The following is a 15,397-nucleotide window of genomic DNA, read 5'->3' on the forward strand; positions in this document are numbered from 1 at the left end:
CGCGAAGGCGGAGTGTCAGTCGACATCCAGGGTGTCTGATACAACGCCTTCGCGAGCAAGCCCGCTCCCACAGGTACGGTGGTGGTTTTACCAATGCATCAGAACTTGTAAGCCTGACGTCCCACCAAAAGCCATTTACCGTCCTGCTTTTGCCAGATCTGGAAGTTCTCGATTTCGGTTGGCACCACTTCAGTGCCTTTGAGCGCTTGCGCCGAGAAGTGGTGGCGGACCAGCGCGACATCGCCGGAGACGGTAATGGTCTGGTTTTGCATCTCAAGCGTCTTGAAGGCGCTTTTGCCGGTTTCGATGTCGGCGATGAAGGCCTTCTTGTCCTGGATCTTGCCGCTGGAGTGCCCGTAAGTCAGGTTCTCGGCGGTCAAGGCGTTCAGTTCCGGGATGTCTTTGTGCAGCATGGCCTGGGTCAGGTGGTCGACTGCCTGGGCCACGTCCTTGTCGACGGCAGCCGGGGTGGCGGCGACGTAGCCGCTGAACAGGCACAGAAAACCGATCAGCACTTTTGCTTTTTTCATGGGTGTTTCCTTGTTGTTGTTGTTGGGATAGCGCGATGACTGGATTGTTGTTCGTCAGTCATCGTACAACCTATCACGCCGTGGATGAAAAAAGCGAACTTGCAGAGCGCCCTTGCCTCGAAGCTTAAAGGACGATGTCCTGACTTCGAGGTAGTGCGCCATGCAGCCTGACCCGCGTTTACGGTTCGACCTGACGTTGCTCTTGGTGTTTGTGCTGATTGTCGGGGTGTCGGGGTTTTCTCCCCGCAGTCGTGTGGACTGGGCGCTGGAAAACCTGCTGGTGCTGTTGCTGGTGGGGACGTTGGTCGCGGTTTCTCGGCGGTTCCGTTTGTCGGCGATGTCCATCACGCTGGTGTTTGCGTTTTTGTGTGTGCATGAACTGGGCGCCCACTACACCTATTCCCTGGTGCCTTACGATCATTGGTCTTCGGCGTGGTTGGGCTTGAGTTTTGACCGGGCGGCAGGTGTTCACCGCAATCACTATGACCGACTGGTGCATCTGAGCTACGGGCTGCTGCTGGTTTATCCGGTGCGCGAAGTGCTGTGGCGCCTGACGCCGCTGCGGGGGTTCTGGCTGTTTTTCGTGACCCTGAACATCATGCTGTCGACGTCCGCCGTGTACGAACTGGTGGAGTGGGTCGGCGGTGCCTTCCTGGGCAATGACACGGCGAAGGCCTTCGTCGGCGCACAAAACGATCCGTGGGACTCGCAAAAGGACATGACCATCGCGGTAGCTGGTGCGTTTGTCAGCCTGTTGCTGGTGTCCTTGCGCGGCAGGGCGCAAAAACAGCCGGTGACGACCGCATGTCGCAAAAAAAACAATCTGTTGGGATAGGCTTCAATTACCGCTCGATCCCGTCGATAACCTCTTCAAGCGTGCCACCCGTGCGGGACAGACCCGCCGCCAAACGTGCCAGAGAGGAACCACAGAGTGTCCATAAAACTGCGTTTAATGTTGCTGATCGGCACCGGATTGCTTACCGCGTTGATCATGAGCCTGGTCAGTTATCTGGGGAACACCCGAATGGCCGTGGCCGTGGACGACGACAACGTCAGCATGGCCGCGCTGCGCAATCACCTCGAAGCCGACATGATGCACGACGCGCTGCGCGCCGATGTGCTGTCGGCCATGTTGGTGGGCTTGAACAAAAGCGCCAGCAGCAAAGCCGAGGTGCGCAGTTCCATCGAGGAACACACCCGGCGCTTTCGCGAAGTACTTGGGGAAAACCTCAAGTTGCCGGTCAACGACACCATCAAGGCCGGCCTCAACAAGGTCAAGCCCAGTCTCGACACCTACATCGGTGCCGCCGAGCGCATCGTCGGGCTGGCGCTGGAAAACCCGCAAGCCGCGCAACAGGAAGTGGGCACGTTCAACAGCGCCTTCAGCCAGCTGGAAGACCAGATGGAAGCTCTCAGCGAGTTGATCGAAAGCGACACGCAACAGACCAGCCAGGGCACGGCGCAAGCGATCAGCAACGCCAACCTGACCCTCCTCGGCGTGCTGATCGTCAGTCTGTTGCTGCTGCTTGCGTTGGGGCGTTCGGCGATCCTCAGCATCATGGGCCCGCTGCAAACCGCCAGCCGCATTGCCCAGGACATTGCCCATGGCAACCTCAGCGAGCCAATTGTCGAGCCCACCCGCAAGGACGAAGCCAGCGCCTTGATTCGTAGCCTGGCGACCATGCAGCGGGATTTGCGCGGCATGATCGAGGTCGTGCGCAGCAACGCCCACGGCGTCAGTGGCATGAGCGAGCGATTGAGCAACGGCTGCCATGAGGTGGCCGGCAGCAGCCAGCAACAAAGCGCCGCGGCCAGCACCATGGCCGCGGCCGCCAGCGAAATGACCGCGAGCATCGAGGAAATCACCCGGCATGCCGAAATGGCGCTGAACATGGCCAATCAGGCCGAAGCCCTGGCCAAGGATGGTGGCCGGGTGATCCACCAGGTGGTCAACGACATGGGTGGCATCGCGCGTTCGGCGCAGCAGTCGGCGCAGGTGATTCGCACGCTGGACAAAGAGTCGGAAGGGATTTTCAACATCATCCAGGTGATCAAGGGCATCGCCGACCAGACCAACTTGCTGGCATTGAACGCTGCCATCGAAGCCGCTCGCGCCGGCGAGCAAGGGCGTGGTTTTGCCGTGGTGGCCGACGAGGTCCGCAGCCTGGCGGGGCGCACGAGCGCTTCCACCCAGGAAATCGCCAGTATGGTCGCACGCATCCAGCACAGCACTCGCGAGGCGGTGGTCAGCATGGAGGAGGGCGTGGCCCAGGTCGACAAGGGCATGGCGGTGACAGCCGATGTCGAGCGCGCCATTCGTGAAATCCTTGATGCCACGCTCAACACCACGCAACTGGTCAACGACATCAGCCGCACCATCGGCGAGCAAAGCCTGGCCAGCAACGAGATCGCCCACCAGGTGGAGATGATTGCCGGCATGTCCGAAGGCAACAGCAAGGTGATCGGGCAGACCGCTTCGACCACTGATGAGCTGTCCAGCCTGGCGGGGCAGCTGTCGCAGTCGGTTGATCGGTTCAGGCTTTGAGGCTGATGTACTGATTCAAGAGATTCGGTGTTTGTCACGGCCTCTTCGCGAGCAAGCCCGCTCCCACAGGGGATTTTCGTCAAAAGGAGATCAACTGTGGGAGCGGGCTTGCTCGCGAAGGCGGCAGACCCGGCAATGCAAAACGACGGGCTAAAGGTATTTGTCCGTCACAGCCCCCTCCGAAGCACTGGACACGGTCTTCGCGTACTTGGCCAACACCCCGCGCTTGTATTTCGATTCCGGGCGCACCCAGCGCGACTTGCGCTCAGCCAGCACGGCATCGGAGACATCCACCGTGATCTGCCGGGTTTCGGCATCGATGATGATCCTGTCGCCATTCTCCACCAGCGCAATCGGCCCGCCTTCGAAGGCTTCCGGCGTGATATGGCCGACCACGAAACCGTGGGAGCCACCGGAAAAACGCCCGTCGGTGATCAGCGCCACCTCCTTGCCCAGGCCCTTGCCCATGACCGCCGAGGTTGGCGAGAGCATTTCGCGCATGCCAGGGCCGCCCTTGGGCCCTTCGTAACGGATCACGATCACTTCGCCGGGCTGCACTTCGCCATTGAGAATGCCGGCCAGCGCACCTTCCTCGCCGTGATAGACCCGGGCCGTGCCTTCGAAGCGCAGGCCTTCCTTGCCGGTGATCTTGGCCACGGCGCCGGTGGGCGAGAGGTTGCCGCGCAGTATGACCAGGTGGGAGTCCTTTTTGATCGGCTGGTCGAAAGGCCGGATCACGTCCTGGCCGGCCGGGTAGTCGGGCACGTTGGCCAGGTTTTGCGCCAGGGTCTGGCCGGTGACGGTCAGCACATCGCCGTGCAGCATGCCGGCATCCAGCATGCGTTTCATCAGCGGTTGAATGCCGCCGATGGCTACCAGCTCGCTCATCATGTACTTGCCGCTGGGGCGCAGGTCGGCGACCACGGGGGACATCTTGCCCAGCTCGACGAAGTCATCCAGGGTCAGCTCGACATCCACTGCGTTGGCCATGGCCAGCAAATGCAGCACGGCGTTGGTCGAGCCGGCGAGGGCGATCACCACGCGAATGGCATTCTCGAAGGCTTTGCGGGTCATGATGTCGCGAGGTTTGAGGTCGAGCTTGAGCAGCTCCATGACCTGCTGGCCGGCACGGAAACTGTCAGAGGCCTTGTCGCCGCCAATGGCGTCCTGGGAGCTGGAGCCGGGCAGGCTCATGCCCAATGCTTCAATGGCCGAGGCCATGGTGTTGGCGGTGTACATGCCGCCACAGGAACCGGGACCGGGAATCGCCACTTCCTCGATCTGCTTGACCTGGATCTCGCTGATATCGCCCCGCGCGTGTTGGCCCACGGCCTCGAACACGGAAATGATGTCGGTATGGCCGGCCCCCGGCTGGATGGTGCCGCCGTAGACAAAGATCGACGGGCGATTGAGCCGCGCCATGCCGATCAGGCAGCCCGGCATGTTCTTGTCGCAGCCGCCGATGGTCACCAGGCCGTCGAAACCCTCGCAACCGGTGACCACTTCGATGGAGTCGGCGATCACCTCGCGGGACACCAGCGAATACTTCATGCCTTCGGTACCGTTGGCGATGCCGTCGGAAATGGTGATGGTGTTGAAGATCACGCCCTTGGCGCCGGCGGCATTCGCGCCTTTTTCGGCTTCGAGCGCCAGCTTGTCGATGTGCATGTTGCATGGGGTGACCATGGCCCAGGTCGAGGCGATGCCGATCTGCGGCTTGGTGAAGTCTGCATCGGTAAAGCCCACGGCCCGCAACATGGCGCGCGCCGGTGCGGCCTCCACGCCGTCGATCACTTGAGAGGAGTACTTGCGCAGATCGTCTTTATCGCTCATGACTGCTCCTGTCGCTCATGGCTGTTGCTCATACACGCGTTGAGAAAAACAGGATGAGTATAGAAGGCCGGGCGCCCGGGCCCGGACTAACCGGTCGGGAACAGACGCGCGGGTAAGCCTTGTCGTGATATTCTGCGCGCCAACTTGGTTTGACCTATTCAGTTTGCATGTCCGCAAGACGTGCCGACGGAATCACTGTCGCTCAAGTAGCTGAAGCCAATAAAGATAAAAAGTCAGTTCAGAAGGGACATTAAACTGGGGTCGATGCGGTTCGTCGGCCTTGTGTGCCCACCCTGCAATCCTTGAGTGCCGCACCCGTGACTGCCGAGAAACATGGGGTTGTGCGCATGAGGATGGAAGGGCGGATGGCGTTTTATCATAGGTGCTACAGATGTTTAAGAAAGTGAACACGGCCCTGCTGGGGCTGGCTTTGGCGATGGGGATGACTTCCGTCTACGCGCAAGAGGCAAAGAAAGTCGATGTGCTGCTGATTGGCGGCGGCATCATGAGCGCGACCCTGGGTGTGTGGCTCAATGAGCTGGAACCTGGCACCTCGATGCAAATGATCGAGCGCCTCGACGGCGTCGCCCAGGAAAGCTCCAACGGCTGGAACAACGCCGGTACCGGTCACTCCGCCCTGGCCGAGCTGAACTACACCCCGGAAGACGAGAACGGCAAGGTTTCGATCCCGAAGGCCGTTGAAATCAACGAAGCGTTCCAGATCTCCCGCCAGTTCTGGGCCTGGCAGGTTCAGCAAGGCGTGCTGAAGAACCCGCGTTCGTTCATCAACTCCACGCCGCACATGAGCTTCGTGTGGGGCGATGACAACATCAAATTCCTGAAAAAACGCTACGAGGCCCTGCAAGCGAGCCCACTGTTCGCCGGCATGCAGTACTCCGAAGACCCGGCTGTGATCAAGCAGTGGGTGCCGCTGATGATGGAAGGGCGTGACCCGAGCCAGAAAATCGCGGCCACCTGGAGCCCGCTCGGCACCGACGTGAACTTCGGCGAAATCACCCGCCAGTTCGTTGCACACCTGCAAACCACACCGAAGTTCGACTTGAAGCTGTCCAGCGAAGTGCAGGACATCACCAGGAACGAAGACGGCAGCTGGCGTGTCAGCTACAAAAACCTGAAAGATGGCAGCAAGACCGAAACCGACGCCAGGTTCGTGTTCATCGGCGCCGGCGGCGGTGCCCTGCACCTGCTGCAGAAGTCCGGCATTCCTGAAGCCAAGGAGTACGCAGGCTTCCCGGTAGGCGGCTCGTTCCTGGTGACCGAGAACCCGACCATTGCCGAGCAACACCTGGCCAAGGCCTACGGCAAAGCGTCCGTTGGCGCTCCGCCGATGTCGGTTCCGCACCTGGACACCCGCGTGCTGGACGGCAAGCGCGTGATCCTGTTTGGCCCGTTCGCGACTTTCAGCACCAAGTTCCTGAAGGAAGGTTCGTACCTGGACCTGCTGACCACCACGACCACCCACAACGTGTGGCCAATGACCAAGGTCGGCATCAAGGAATACCCGCTGGTGGAGTACCTGGCAGGCCAGCTGATGCTGTCTGACGAAGACCGCCTCAACGCCCTGAAAGAATACTTCCCGAATGCCAAGGCTGAAGACTGGCGCCTGTGGCAAGCCGGCCAGCGCGTGCAGATTATCAAGCGAGACGAAGCCGCCGGTGGCGTGCTGAAACTGGGCACCGAGATCGTCGCTTCCCAGGACGGCAGCATCGCCGGCCTGCTGGGCGCCTCCCCGGGCGCATCGACCGCCGCACCGATCATGCTGACCGTGCTGCAGAAAGTGTTCAAGGACAAGGTAGCGACCGCTGATTGGCAGGCAAAGCTGCACCAGATCGTGCCGAGCTACGGCACTCAACTGAATGCCAGCCCTGAGAAAGTCGCTGAAGAATGGGCATACACCGCCAAGGTGCTGGAACTGACTCCGCCACCAGCGGTGATCGCGCCGGCTGTGAAGCCAGTGACTGTCGATACTGATGCGAAGGCACCGAAGGCTAATGCTGCGAGTGATATGGCTCTGTAATTAGACTGCCGGATCAAAAAAGCCCACTGAACCGGCGACGGTCAGTGGGCTTTTTTGTGGGCGATGACCAGGACATCGTTTTCGAAAAGGCTTCTCTATGGCGAAAAGCTGTTCACTTAAGCGTGTCTTCAGTCAGAGAGAAACCCGTGGCGAGGGAGCTGTGTCTGAGGCATCTGCTTAAGTGAACAGCACTCTCTCTATGCCACACATATCGGCACTCCCTGTCATCAATTGCCAAGTATCTGACGCTCAATGTGAAGCAGACAGTTTGGGCCTGACGATACTGGTTTGTTTACCGACCTGGGTAACGCGAAACCGTAAGCCTGATACCTCTTCGCCCTGGCGGGAATTTGTAGGGGCGAGCTTGCTCCGGACTGCGTTCCGACGATGGACTCATGTGCGCAGCGTTTAGTCAGTCGGCACGCGTTTTCGTTAACGTCCATCGCGAGCAAGCTCGCTCCTACAGCAGTTGCATCTCAATAAAACAATCATAGAGAGCGCAGAATGAAGTTCAGTTTTGTAGACAACAGCCAGCCGAGCCGTCGGCGGGTTTTACGCGATGCTTTCACGTTGGCGTTGGCGGCTTCGCCGGTGGCAAATCTCGCCAGGGCCACCGACGAAAACGCTGAAGAAGTGACCTTTGCCGCCGGCCCACGGCCGCTGGTGCAATACCCACAAAAACGTCCGTTGACCCTGGTGACCACTCGGCCGCCGCATCTGGAGACGCCGTTCCCCGTCTTCAACGAAGGGCCGATCACGCCCAATGACGCCTTTTTCGTGCGTTACCACCTGGCCAATTTCCCGACCAGCATCGATCCGGACAGCTATCGATTGACGATCAAAGGCTCGGTCGACACGCCGTTGTCACTGTCCCTTGCCGAGCTCAAGGCCCTCGCTGAACCGGTAGAGGTGGTGGCCGTCAATCAGTGTTCGGGCAACAGCCGTGGCTTCTCGATGCCGCGGGTGTTCGGCGCTCAGTTGGGCAATGGCTCAATGGGCAATGCGCGGTGGGTGGGGGTACCGCTCAAGGCTGTTCTGGAAAAGGCGGGGGTAAAAGCCGAGGCCCGGCAAGTGACTTTCAGAGGGCTTGATAAGCCGGTATTGCCAAGCACGCCGGAGTTCATCAAGGCGCTGGACATCAGCCATGCCATGGACGGCGAGCCGATGATCGCGTGGTCGATGAATGGCACCGACCTGCCTTTTCTCAACGGTTACCCGATTCGCCTGGTGGTGCCAGGCTATTTCGGCACGTACTGGGTCAAGCACCTGAGTGAGATCGAAGTGGTCGACCACACCTACGACGGTTTCTTCATGGCCAAGGGTTACCGGGTTCCGGATAACGATTGCTTGTGCATTGCCCCCGGCACCACGGCGGCGAAAACCCTGCCGATTTCCAGGTTGCCGGTACGCAGTTTCATCACCAGCGTCAAACACGGCGATGTATTGCCGTTGAACAAAAGCGTGCAGCTCAAGGGCATCGCGTTCGACGGTGGCGTTGGGGTCAACAAGGTGGAGGTGTCGATCGACGGCGGAAAAACCTGGCGTGAATCCACGCTCGGGCTGGACCTTGGCCGTTACTCCTTCCGTGAGTGGACACTGCCCATCAGCTTTACCAGCAAGGGCGCTACACCGTTGATGGTGCGAGCCAGCAACAGTGCCGGCGAGACTCAACCGCTGCAAGCCGACTGGAACCCCGCTGGCTACCGCCGCCACGTCGTCGAAATCACCCACGTGACCGTCGCCTGAGGAGGGCCGCATGAAACTTGTAAAATGCATGACCGCCTCGCTGTGCGCGGTTCAGGTTTGCCTGGCGACCCTGGCTGGCGCCGCGCCGCTATCGATCACGCTGCCGCCTGAAACAGCTGTGTTCAAGCCCGGCACGATGCCTGGCTACGCTTTGGCGCAGCAGAAGTGTTCCGTCTGCCATTCGGCCGATTACATCAACTTCCAGCCGCCGGGCATGAGCCTGGCGCAGTGGACCGCCGAAGCGGGCAAGATGCAGCACGTGTACGGCGCTCCGATCAGCGACCAGGATGTGAGTGTTATCGGCGCTTACCTGGCGGTGACCTACGGCAGTGCGAAGGCCAATGATGCCGATGTTCAGGCTGCCTCGAACGCCCCGGTGGCCCAGCCCCCGGTGGTGACTGTGGCAAAAGTCGACGCCAGGGCCTTGCTGCAGAACAACGCCTGCCTGTCCTGCCACGCGATCGATCACAAAGTGGTAGGCCCGGCCTACCGCGATGTGGCGGTCAAATATGCCAAGGACCCGCAGGCAATGGACCGGTTGATGGTCAGCATCCAGCACGGTGGCAGCGGGAAGTGGGGCGACGTGCCCATGCCGCCTTTCGCGCAGTTGAGCCCGGACGACCTGAAAAGCCTGGCGACTTTTATCCTGCAGCAGTAAGTCAGTTTCAGCCTGATGCGAAAAGCCCGCTGAACCGGCGACCGTCAGCGGGCTTTTTTGTGGACGCGGGTTTATTCAAGACATTGAGGAGTTGGTTGCACTGAAGCGCTTGAGGATGTCCTGGTACATTTTGGTCCGCCGGTGATCCCGGCCATAGCCGCCCGCAGCGGCGACGGTGCCGGACTGGACGTGGTCCAGGTACTTGAAGATTTTGCCAGGCGAGAGAAACACGACTTTATAGCCAAGCCCGATCACGCGGTCTTGCAGCTCATAGCCGGGCACACGGTCATCGATCTGAAAATGCAGACCCTGCTGCTTCATCAGTCTGCCATTCCATAGCGTGCAAAAGCTTTTCAGGTGGGTTTCCCGGTAGGGTTTCGGCTCCTTTGATCGCAGGCCCAGCGATTGCTTCAGGCGTCGGTAGTGGTGCTTGATCAGGCGTGAAGTGAAGCGCCACGCGGTCCTTGGCAGTCCGCGATTGAGTTGCTCCGTGCAACCGACGGCGATGACGTTTTGATCCTTGGTGCAGTGCTCCATCATCATCGCAAAGACGTTTGAATTGAAGACGAACGTGTCGGTGTGCATCAGGAACAGATAGTCGGTGTTGACCCTGGCCAGCGCCATGTCCAGCGCTTTGCCATGGGCGATGTGCCCCGGTTCTTTGGTGGGGGCATCGCGCTCGATCAGGTTGATCCAGTCGAGCGAGCGCAAATATTCGACGCTGGCGTCCGCCGAACCGTTATCGACCACCCACACCGGGATTCCGGCTTTTCGTACCGGTTCACGCAAAAGGTCCAGGCAGATCCTGGTCAAATCATGGGTTTTGTAATTAACCAGAACGATGCTGAACGGTGGCTTGGCGTTTGTATCGACACTGCCCATCTTCGAAATACTCGACGACTCGAAAGTGCCGAAGTTTAAAGAAGCAACCTTAGCCCAAGCTTAATTTCACCTGGACGACAGAGAGGCTGGCTACCGCTGTCCGACGCCTTCGAAGGATCCTGTGCGCACCTCGCCGCTGCGGATGTAACGGGCGATCAGCACACCCCCGGGTGAGCTGATCGAATTCATCAGGGTGAAGGCCGACGCTTGTGCGTTGTCGTCGAACAGGCGCTTGCCGCGTCCCAGCAGGACGGGATGAATCATCAGCCGCAATTCGTCCACCAGGCCGGCGGCAAGCAGTTGCCGCACCAGGTCACCGCTGCCTTGGGTCAGTAGATGAGGACCGTCCTGGTGCTTGAGCGCGCTGATCGCGTCGACCAGGTTGCCCTCCAGCGCATGACTGTTGTGCCAGGCCAGTGAGTCGGCGCGATGGGTGGCCACATGCTTGGGGACGGCGTTGAACAGGTCAGCGATGGTGTGATGGGGTGAATCGGCCTGAGTGTGCGGCCAATAAGCGGCGAAGATGTCATAGGTGCGACGCCCCAGCAGCAACTCGAATGGCTGCGAGAACAGCTCCTGTACGGCCTGGCCGGTGGTTTTGTCGGCGTAGGGCACGATCCAGCCACCGAAGCGGAATCCGCCGCTGCAATCCTCTTCAGGCCCGCCGGGAGCCTGCATGACGCCGTCCAGACTCACGAACGCGGCAACGGTCAATGTGCGCATGTTCTTCTCCTGATTGATCCTGACTTGAGTGTTTAGACAGGGCGGTCTGCGATTGCTTGAGACCCTTCTCTGAAAGGTAGTCGAACCAGGCGCTGTGAAATCGACAACAAAATGCGCGGTCCGTATACGACGAAAGTCGTATGGTGATCGGTACTGGTGAATGTTAGTGAGCATTTGTCTTGAAAGTGCAATTGCTAATTTGTATCATTCGTTTTCAATCCAGCGAAGCAGGGAACGCCGCGCCAAAACAATAATTAAGGTCAAGGCAATGCTCAAAATGCTTCTCGTATACGGTCATCTGCTCGCTACGTGTATTGCCCTGGGGAGGGTGTTGCAGGCGGATCACAAGCTTTGGAGTTGGCGCAAGGAAATACTCGATCAGGCGAGGCTTGAATACCTCGATGAAACCCAGAAGATTGTCAGCCTCGCGCTGTTGGCCCTTTGGGCAAGCGGTCTGTTGCTGGTGCTTCAGGGGTATCTCAATGAAGGCGATGCGTATCTGCTCAATCAGAAACTCTGGGCCAAGGTGACGGTCGTCGCGCTGCTGAGCCTCAACGGTGCACTATTGCATCGAATCGGCTTCCCGTTGCTGCAAAAGGCTCCCTTCGTCGCACTGCGCAGTGCAGGCCGCTCGCGGCTCGCCCTGTTGGGGGCGCTGTCCATGAGCGGTTGGCTGTTCGCCGCTTTCCTGGGGGTGGCTCGAGCCTGGAATCACGTGTTGCCTTACCTGCATGTGATGGGTGCATTCGCCGCATTCTCGTTACTGGCTTGTTGCGTGGCACTGGCAGTCGCCGGCAGGGCGGGCAGTGTCGGTGCGCAAAAAACCTCGGTACCGGGGTAGCGATCAACAAACTGTGTTTCGCACCTGTAAACCTCCGGTTTAAAACGCAAAGTACCACCGCCCATGCCACTCCCGCATGGGCAACCCCCTCCATCCCCATCTGTGTCCCCCTGGCCGTCGGTCGGCTTTCTCCTGCGCGGGTTGACCCTGAGCCAGAAAGGGCTAACTTCTGTGTGTGGGAAAAAATCCCACGCACAAGAATTCAGAAGAAGCTTCAGGTTTGACAGTTTGCTCCCATGCCGCTCACGGATTGCAGCGCGTACGGCGTTGACACTGCTCGCGGTAAATCACCAGGAGAATGCACGATGAACAATTACCTGCTTTTCAAGAGAGGATTGCTGGCGCTGGCAATTGGCGGTGTCCTTTCGGCTTCCATCGTTCTGGTACCAGATTCCATTTCCCATGACTCCAGTGCCTATGCCAAGGATGGTGGTGGTGGTGGTGGTGGTGGTGGTGGTGGTGGTGGTGGTGGTGGTGGTGGTGGTAACGGTGGCGGCGGCAGCGGTGGTGGTGGTGGTGGAAACGGTGGTGGCGGCAGCGGTGGTCATGGCGGTAACAGCGGGAATGGCGGCAACAGTGGTCACGGTGGTAACAGCGGGAATGGTGGCAACAGTGGTCACAGCGGCAGCGACCATGGGAATTCAGGCCATTCCGGTTCTGGAGGCGCGAACTCCGGTCGCGGTGGTACCCATGCTGAAGCGGGCGATGATCACGGCAATCACGTCGGCGGCGAGCCGGGCGATGACCACGGCAATCACGTCGGCGGCGAGCCGGGCGATGATCACGGCAATCACGTCGGCGGCGAGCCGGGCGATGATCACGGCAATCACGTCGGCGGCGAGCCGGGCGATGACCACGGCGTCCACGTTGGCGGCGAGCCGGGTGATGACCACGGCGTCCACGTTGGCGGCGAGCCGGGTGATGACCGCGGCGTCCACGTTGGCGGTGAGCCGGGTGATGATCGCGGTGTCCATGTCGGCGGCGAGCCCGGCGACGACAATAGCCGGATCTGAGGCGTTTTGTGACTCATGCAAAACCCTGGGGACCGGTTTTGCATGAGTCGTGGCAAAAAATACGCGCGTGGTTTCATGGGATTATTTCCCACATGGCTATACTGGGGTTATCTATCCAGGAATTCGCTGAATGCAATCGTCCACGCTGCCCACCTCGCTCCTCAAAGCCTTGCGACATGTCATGCGGCCGCTGGTGCGCCTGATGCTGCGCAAAGGCGTCACCTACCTGGTGTTTGCCGACCTGCTCAAGGAGGTTTTCGTCGAAGTGGCGGACCGTGAGTTCCGCCTGGGCGAGAAGGCACCGAGCGACAGTCGCATCAGCCTGCTCACCGGCGTGCATCGCAAGGATGTACGGCGCTTGCGCAGTACAGGCGACCCGGCTGCTTCCATGCTTCCGGAAAACATCACGTTCGGTGCGCAACTGGTCAACGCCTGGGCCAGTGCGCCCTTTTGCAACGACGCCGGCCAGCCACAGCCACTGCCTCGATTGGCCAGTGTCGGTGGCGACCGCTCCTTTGACGCCCTGGTGGCGAAAGTCAGTACCGATATCAGGGCGCGGGTGGTGTTGGACGAGTGGCTGCGCCTGGGGATCGTGCGCCTCGACGAAAAAGAGCGCGTGCACCTTGAAGCCCAGGCCTTCGTGCCACAAAAGGGTTTCGATGAGAAAGCGGCTTACTTGGGGCATAATCTGCATGATCATGCCTGCGCTGCCGTACACAACCTGAGCAGCGAAGGCCCGGCCTTTTTTGAACGCAGTGTCCACTATGACGCACTGGCCCCAATGAGCGTCGAGGCGTTGCGCGAGGCTGTGGCCAGCGAGGGAATGCAGGCACTGTTGAGCTTCAATCGACTTGCCGCCGAACTGGAATTCCGGGATTTGCCCAGCCTTGAACCACGCCAGCGCATCACAGTCGGCCTGTACTTCTACACTGAAGGTTCCGATCCCAATTCGCCAAAAGCGCCTGAATCATGACCGTCAAATTGCGCCTGATTCGTGCAACCGCCCTCGTTCTGGGCCTCGTGCTTCCGATTGTGTTGCAAGCCGCCCCGGCCTGTGTCAGCCAGAATGACGCGGGCACCAGCGAAGTGCCGGTCATCCAGGCACCGGGAGGCACCGGCGGCACGGGCGCAGCGCCTGGCGGCATGGGCGGTACCGGCATCGACACCGACAACGGTGGAGTCGGTGGTACCGGCGCACCGTTGAAAAAGCGCCCTGGCGGCATTGGCGGCACCGGGGCCGTTGCAGGCGGCGTGGGTGGTACGGGTATCAGCAACGATAACGGTGGGATTGGAGGTACCGGCATTGTCGGCACCATCACCGGGTTCGCCTCGATCTGCGTCAATGGCGTGGAAGTGCACTTCAACAAAAACGTTCCTGTCAGCGAGAACGGCATTGCCACCTCCAGTACCCGCCTGGCGATAGGCCAAGTGGTTGCCGTGCAAGCGTTCAACTCCCGGCGCGGTCTGGAGGCTGGACGCATTTCTATCCTGCACGCCTACGAAGGTCCTTTGACAGCCCTGCCACGCGATTCCATGCCCATGCGTGTCATGGGGCAACCGGTACGCCTGGCCAAGGGGGCCCAGGTCGCTGCCGACCTGCGCCCGGGCGATCCCGTACGGGTCAGTGGGCTGCGCGATGCTCGCGGCGAAGTGGTAGCCAGCCGTATCGACCGGGCGCCCGGCCTCAAGGAGGCCAGTGCCATCGGTCCGGTGGATCGCAGCGGCTATCTACAGGGAATCAAACTGCGCAACCACTCTGGCCCGGCGCGGGAAATGCTGGTGCGCGGCCACTGGTCCGGTCGCGAGCTGGACGTGAGCCAAAGCCGTCCCGACCCGAGCCTGCCTTTCATTGGCCGGGCACACAACGCAGTGATCGAGGGCCTGGTACAGAGCCGGCAGGACCGCCATTTGGTGGTGGGCGGCTTCAATGTGACCCTGGCGGGCGACACCGTGTTTGTCGGTGTGCAGGCTTCGGAGCTGGCGCTGGATCGACGCGTGCGGATAAACGGCGTGTTCACAGGCGCATGGGAGGTGCAGGCAACGCGTATCGAATTGCCCCGCGAGCGCTCCGATTCGCCAGCCGGCAACCGGCACGGACGACTCGGCACCGGCGAGCAAGGCACCGACGACTCAAGTGGCTCGGGCAACTCGAGCGGCTCGAGCGGCTCCGGAAACTCCGGCAATTCAGGCAGCTCGGGGGATTCAGGGAACTCCGGTAGTGACAGGAGCGGCCGCTCCGAGAGCGCAGGCAGTGTCATCGACGATACTCGCCACGGGGGCAGTGACAGCCATGGCGGTGGCGACAAGATAGAACGCGTTGACGTGGACAAGTCTGGCAAGTCAGAGCGAGTCGAGAGGGTCGATCAATCCGGCAAATTCGAAAAAGTGGAGAGGGTAGAGAAGGTAGAGCGTCCGGAGAAAGTCGAGAAGGTTGATCGGCCAGAGAAGGTAGAGAAGGTTGATCGGCCGGAAAAGGTCGAGAAGGTCGAAAAAGTTGATCGGCCGGAAAAAGTCGAGAAGGTTGAACCAGTTGAAAAAATCGATCACTCCGGCAGGTCGGGTTAAAGAGTGCAGACATGATGCACTTT

At 60.2% G+C, this 15,397-nt stretch carries 13 protein-coding genes and 1 pseudogene; 10 read left to right on the forward strand and 4 right to left on the reverse strand.

Going from position 1 to position 15,397, the window contains the following annotated elements; genetic code table 11:
* Nucleotides 1–98 precede the first annotated feature (98 nt).
* The gene (locus tag AC07W4_RS12810; protein ID WP_008046328.1) at nucleotides 99–530 is read right to left on the reverse strand and encodes a nuclear transport factor 2 family protein; all 432 of its coding nucleotides are present in this window, start codon (nucleotides 528–530) and stop codon (nucleotides 99–101) included.
* A gap of 160 nt (nucleotides 531–690) precedes the next feature.
* Between AC07W4_RS12810 and AC07W4_RS12815 the strand changes: the two genes are divergently transcribed.
* From AC07W4_RS12815 to AC07W4_RS12825, 3 genes and pseudogenes are all read left to right on the forward strand, one after another.
* Nucleotides 691–1,365 (forward strand): DUF2238 domain-containing protein, encoded by a 675-nt coding sequence (locus AC07W4_RS12815; RefSeq protein ID WP_495032659.1) that lies wholly within the window; start codon nucleotides 691–693, stop codon nucleotides 1,363–1,365.
* Nucleotides 1,366–1,461: 96 nt separating this feature from the next.
* Nucleotides 1,462–2,217, forward strand: a pseudogene (locus AC07W4_RS12820) (MCP four helix bundle domain-containing protein); the annotation flags it as partial.
* A gap of 132 nt (nucleotides 2,218–2,349) precedes the next feature.
* Nucleotides 2,350–3,075 (forward strand): methyl-accepting chemotaxis protein, encoded by a 726-nt coding sequence (locus AC07W4_RS12825; RefSeq protein ID WP_443216116.1) that lies wholly within the window; start codon nucleotides 2,350–2,352, stop codon nucleotides 3,073–3,075.
* A 150-nt stretch (nucleotides 3,076–3,225) separates the two neighbouring features.
* Here the strand turns inward: AC07W4_RS12825 and ilvD are convergent, their stop codons facing one another.
* On the reverse strand, nucleotides 3,226–4,908 hold the full coding sequence (gene ilvD, locus AC07W4_RS12830) for a dihydroxy-acid dehydratase (RefSeq protein WP_495032660.1): 1,683 nt from the start codon (nucleotides 4,906–4,908) through the stop codon (nucleotides 3,226–3,228).
* A gap of 391 nt (nucleotides 4,909–5,299) precedes the next feature.
* On the opposite strand from ilvD, the gene mqo reads away from it, so the two are divergent.
* The 3 genes from mqo (at nucleotide 5,300) to sorB (ending at nucleotide 9,350) form a co-directional block, all read left to right on the forward strand.
* Nucleotides 5,300–6,946 carry a malate dehydrogenase (quinone) gene (mqo, locus tag AC07W4_RS12835; protein WP_495032661.1) on the forward strand — a complete coding sequence of 549 codons (1,647 nt, stop codon included), beginning with the start codon at nucleotides 5,300–5,302 and terminating at the stop codon, nucleotides 6,944–6,946.
* A 504-nt stretch (nucleotides 6,947–7,450) separates the two neighbouring features.
* Entirely contained in the window at nucleotides 7,451–8,692 is a 1,242-nt protein-coding gene (gene sorA / locus AC07W4_RS12840) for a SorA family sulfite dehydrogenase catalytic subunit (RefSeq protein WP_495032662.1), read from the forward strand.
* A gap of 10 nt (nucleotides 8,693–8,702) precedes the next feature.
* Entirely contained in the window at nucleotides 8,703–9,350 is a 648-nt protein-coding gene (sorB, locus tag AC07W4_RS12845) for a SorB family sulfite dehydrogenase c-type cytochrome subunit (protein WP_495032663.1), read from the forward strand.
* 75 nt (nucleotides 9,351–9,425) lie between these two features.
* Here sorB and AC07W4_RS12850 read toward each other — a convergent pair whose 3' ends face one another.
* Nucleotides 9,426–10,232: a glycosyltransferase family 2 protein gene (locus tag AC07W4_RS12850; RefSeq protein WP_495032664.1), complete on the reverse strand. Its 807-nt coding sequence runs from the start codon at nucleotides 10,230–10,232 to the stop codon at nucleotides 9,426–9,428.
* A gap of 90 nt (nucleotides 10,233–10,322) precedes the next feature.
* Entirely contained in the window at nucleotides 10,323–10,955 is a 633-nt protein-coding gene (locus tag AC07W4_RS12855; RefSeq protein WP_495032665.1) for a dihydrofolate reductase family protein, read from the reverse strand.
* A gap of 268 nt (nucleotides 10,956–11,223) precedes the next feature.
* Here AC07W4_RS12855 and AC07W4_RS12860 point away from each other — a divergent pair, with 268 nt between their 5' ends.
* The 4 genes from AC07W4_RS12860 to AC07W4_RS12875 all read left to right on the forward strand — a co-directional run bounded on the left by AC07W4_RS12860 (nucleotide 11,224) and on the right by AC07W4_RS12875 (nucleotide 15,374).
* Nucleotides 11,224–11,796, forward strand: a complete 573-nt coding sequence (locus AC07W4_RS12860; protein WP_008046353.1) for a DUF2214 family protein — start codon at nucleotides 11,224–11,226, stop codon at nucleotides 11,794–11,796.
* Nucleotides 11,797–12,101: 305 nt separating this feature from the next.
* Nucleotides 12,102–12,809, forward strand: coding sequence for a hypothetical protein (locus tag AC07W4_RS12865; protein ID WP_495032666.1), 708 nt, complete (start codon nucleotides 12,102–12,104; stop codon nucleotides 12,807–12,809).
* A 130-nt stretch (nucleotides 12,810–12,939) separates the two neighbouring features.
* Nucleotides 12,940–13,782: a DUF6502 family protein gene (locus tag AC07W4_RS12870; protein ID WP_495032667.1), complete on the forward strand. Its 843-nt coding sequence runs from the start codon at nucleotides 12,940–12,942 to the stop codon at nucleotides 13,780–13,782.
* Nucleotides 13,779–15,374: a DUF5666 domain-containing protein gene (locus AC07W4_RS12875; RefSeq protein WP_495032668.1), complete on the forward strand. Its 1,596-nt coding sequence runs from the start codon at nucleotides 13,779–13,781 to the stop codon at nucleotides 15,372–15,374. Before AC07W4_RS12870 ends, AC07W4_RS12875 begins: the two co-directional genes overlap by 4 nt.
* The last annotated feature ends 23 nt before the right edge of the window (nucleotides 15,375–15,397 follow it).

The organism is Pseudomonas sp. GW821-FHT02A08 (genome assembly GCF_059422045.1).

Excerpts from the sequence above, each read along its gene's own strand:
- ilvD (WP_495032660.1), bottom strand. The coding sequence starts at position 4,908 with ATGAGCGATAAAGACGATCTGCGCAAGTACTCCTCTCAAGTGATCGAC.
- AC07W4_RS12825 (WP_443216116.1), top strand. The coding sequence starts at position 2,350 with ATGGCCGCGGCCGCCAGCGAAATGACCGCGAGCATCGAGGAAATCACC.
- AC07W4_RS12810 (WP_008046328.1), bottom strand. The coding sequence starts at position 530 with ATGAAAAAAGCAAAAGTGCTGATCGGTTTTCTGTGCCTGTTCAGCGGC.
- AC07W4_RS12870 (WP_495032667.1), top strand. The coding sequence starts at position 12,940 with ATGCAATCGTCCACGCTGCCCACCTCGCTCCTCAAAGCCTTGCGACAT.
- AC07W4_RS12850 (WP_495032664.1), bottom strand. The coding sequence starts at position 10,232 with ATGGGCAGTGTCGATACAAACGCCAAGCCACCGTTCAGCATCGTTCTG.
- AC07W4_RS12865 (WP_495032666.1), top strand. The coding sequence starts at position 12,102 with ATGAACAATTACCTGCTTTTCAAGAGAGGATTGCTGGCGCTGGCAATT.
- AC07W4_RS12855 (WP_495032665.1), bottom strand. The coding sequence starts at position 10,955 with ATGCGCACATTGACCGTTGCCGCGTTCGTGAGTCTGGACGGCGTCATG.
- mqo (WP_495032661.1), top strand. The coding sequence starts at position 5,300 with ATGTTTAAGAAAGTGAACACGGCCCTGCTGGGGCTGGCTTTGGCGATG.
- AC07W4_RS12860 (WP_008046353.1), top strand. The coding sequence starts at position 11,224 with ATGCTCAAAATGCTTCTCGTATACGGTCATCTGCTCGCTACGTGTATT.
- AC07W4_RS12815 (WP_495032659.1), top strand. The coding sequence starts at position 691 with ATGCAGCCTGACCCGCGTTTACGGTTCGACCTGACGTTGCTCTTGGTG.
- AC07W4_RS12875 (WP_495032668.1), top strand. The coding sequence starts at position 13,779 with ATGACCGTCAAATTGCGCCTGATTCGTGCAACCGCCCTCGTTCTGGGC.
- sorA (WP_495032662.1), top strand. The coding sequence starts at position 7,451 with ATGAAGTTCAGTTTTGTAGACAACAGCCAGCCGAGCCGTCGGCGGGTT.
- sorB (WP_495032663.1), top strand. The coding sequence starts at position 8,703 with ATGAAACTTGTAAAATGCATGACCGCCTCGCTGTGCGCGGTTCAGGTT.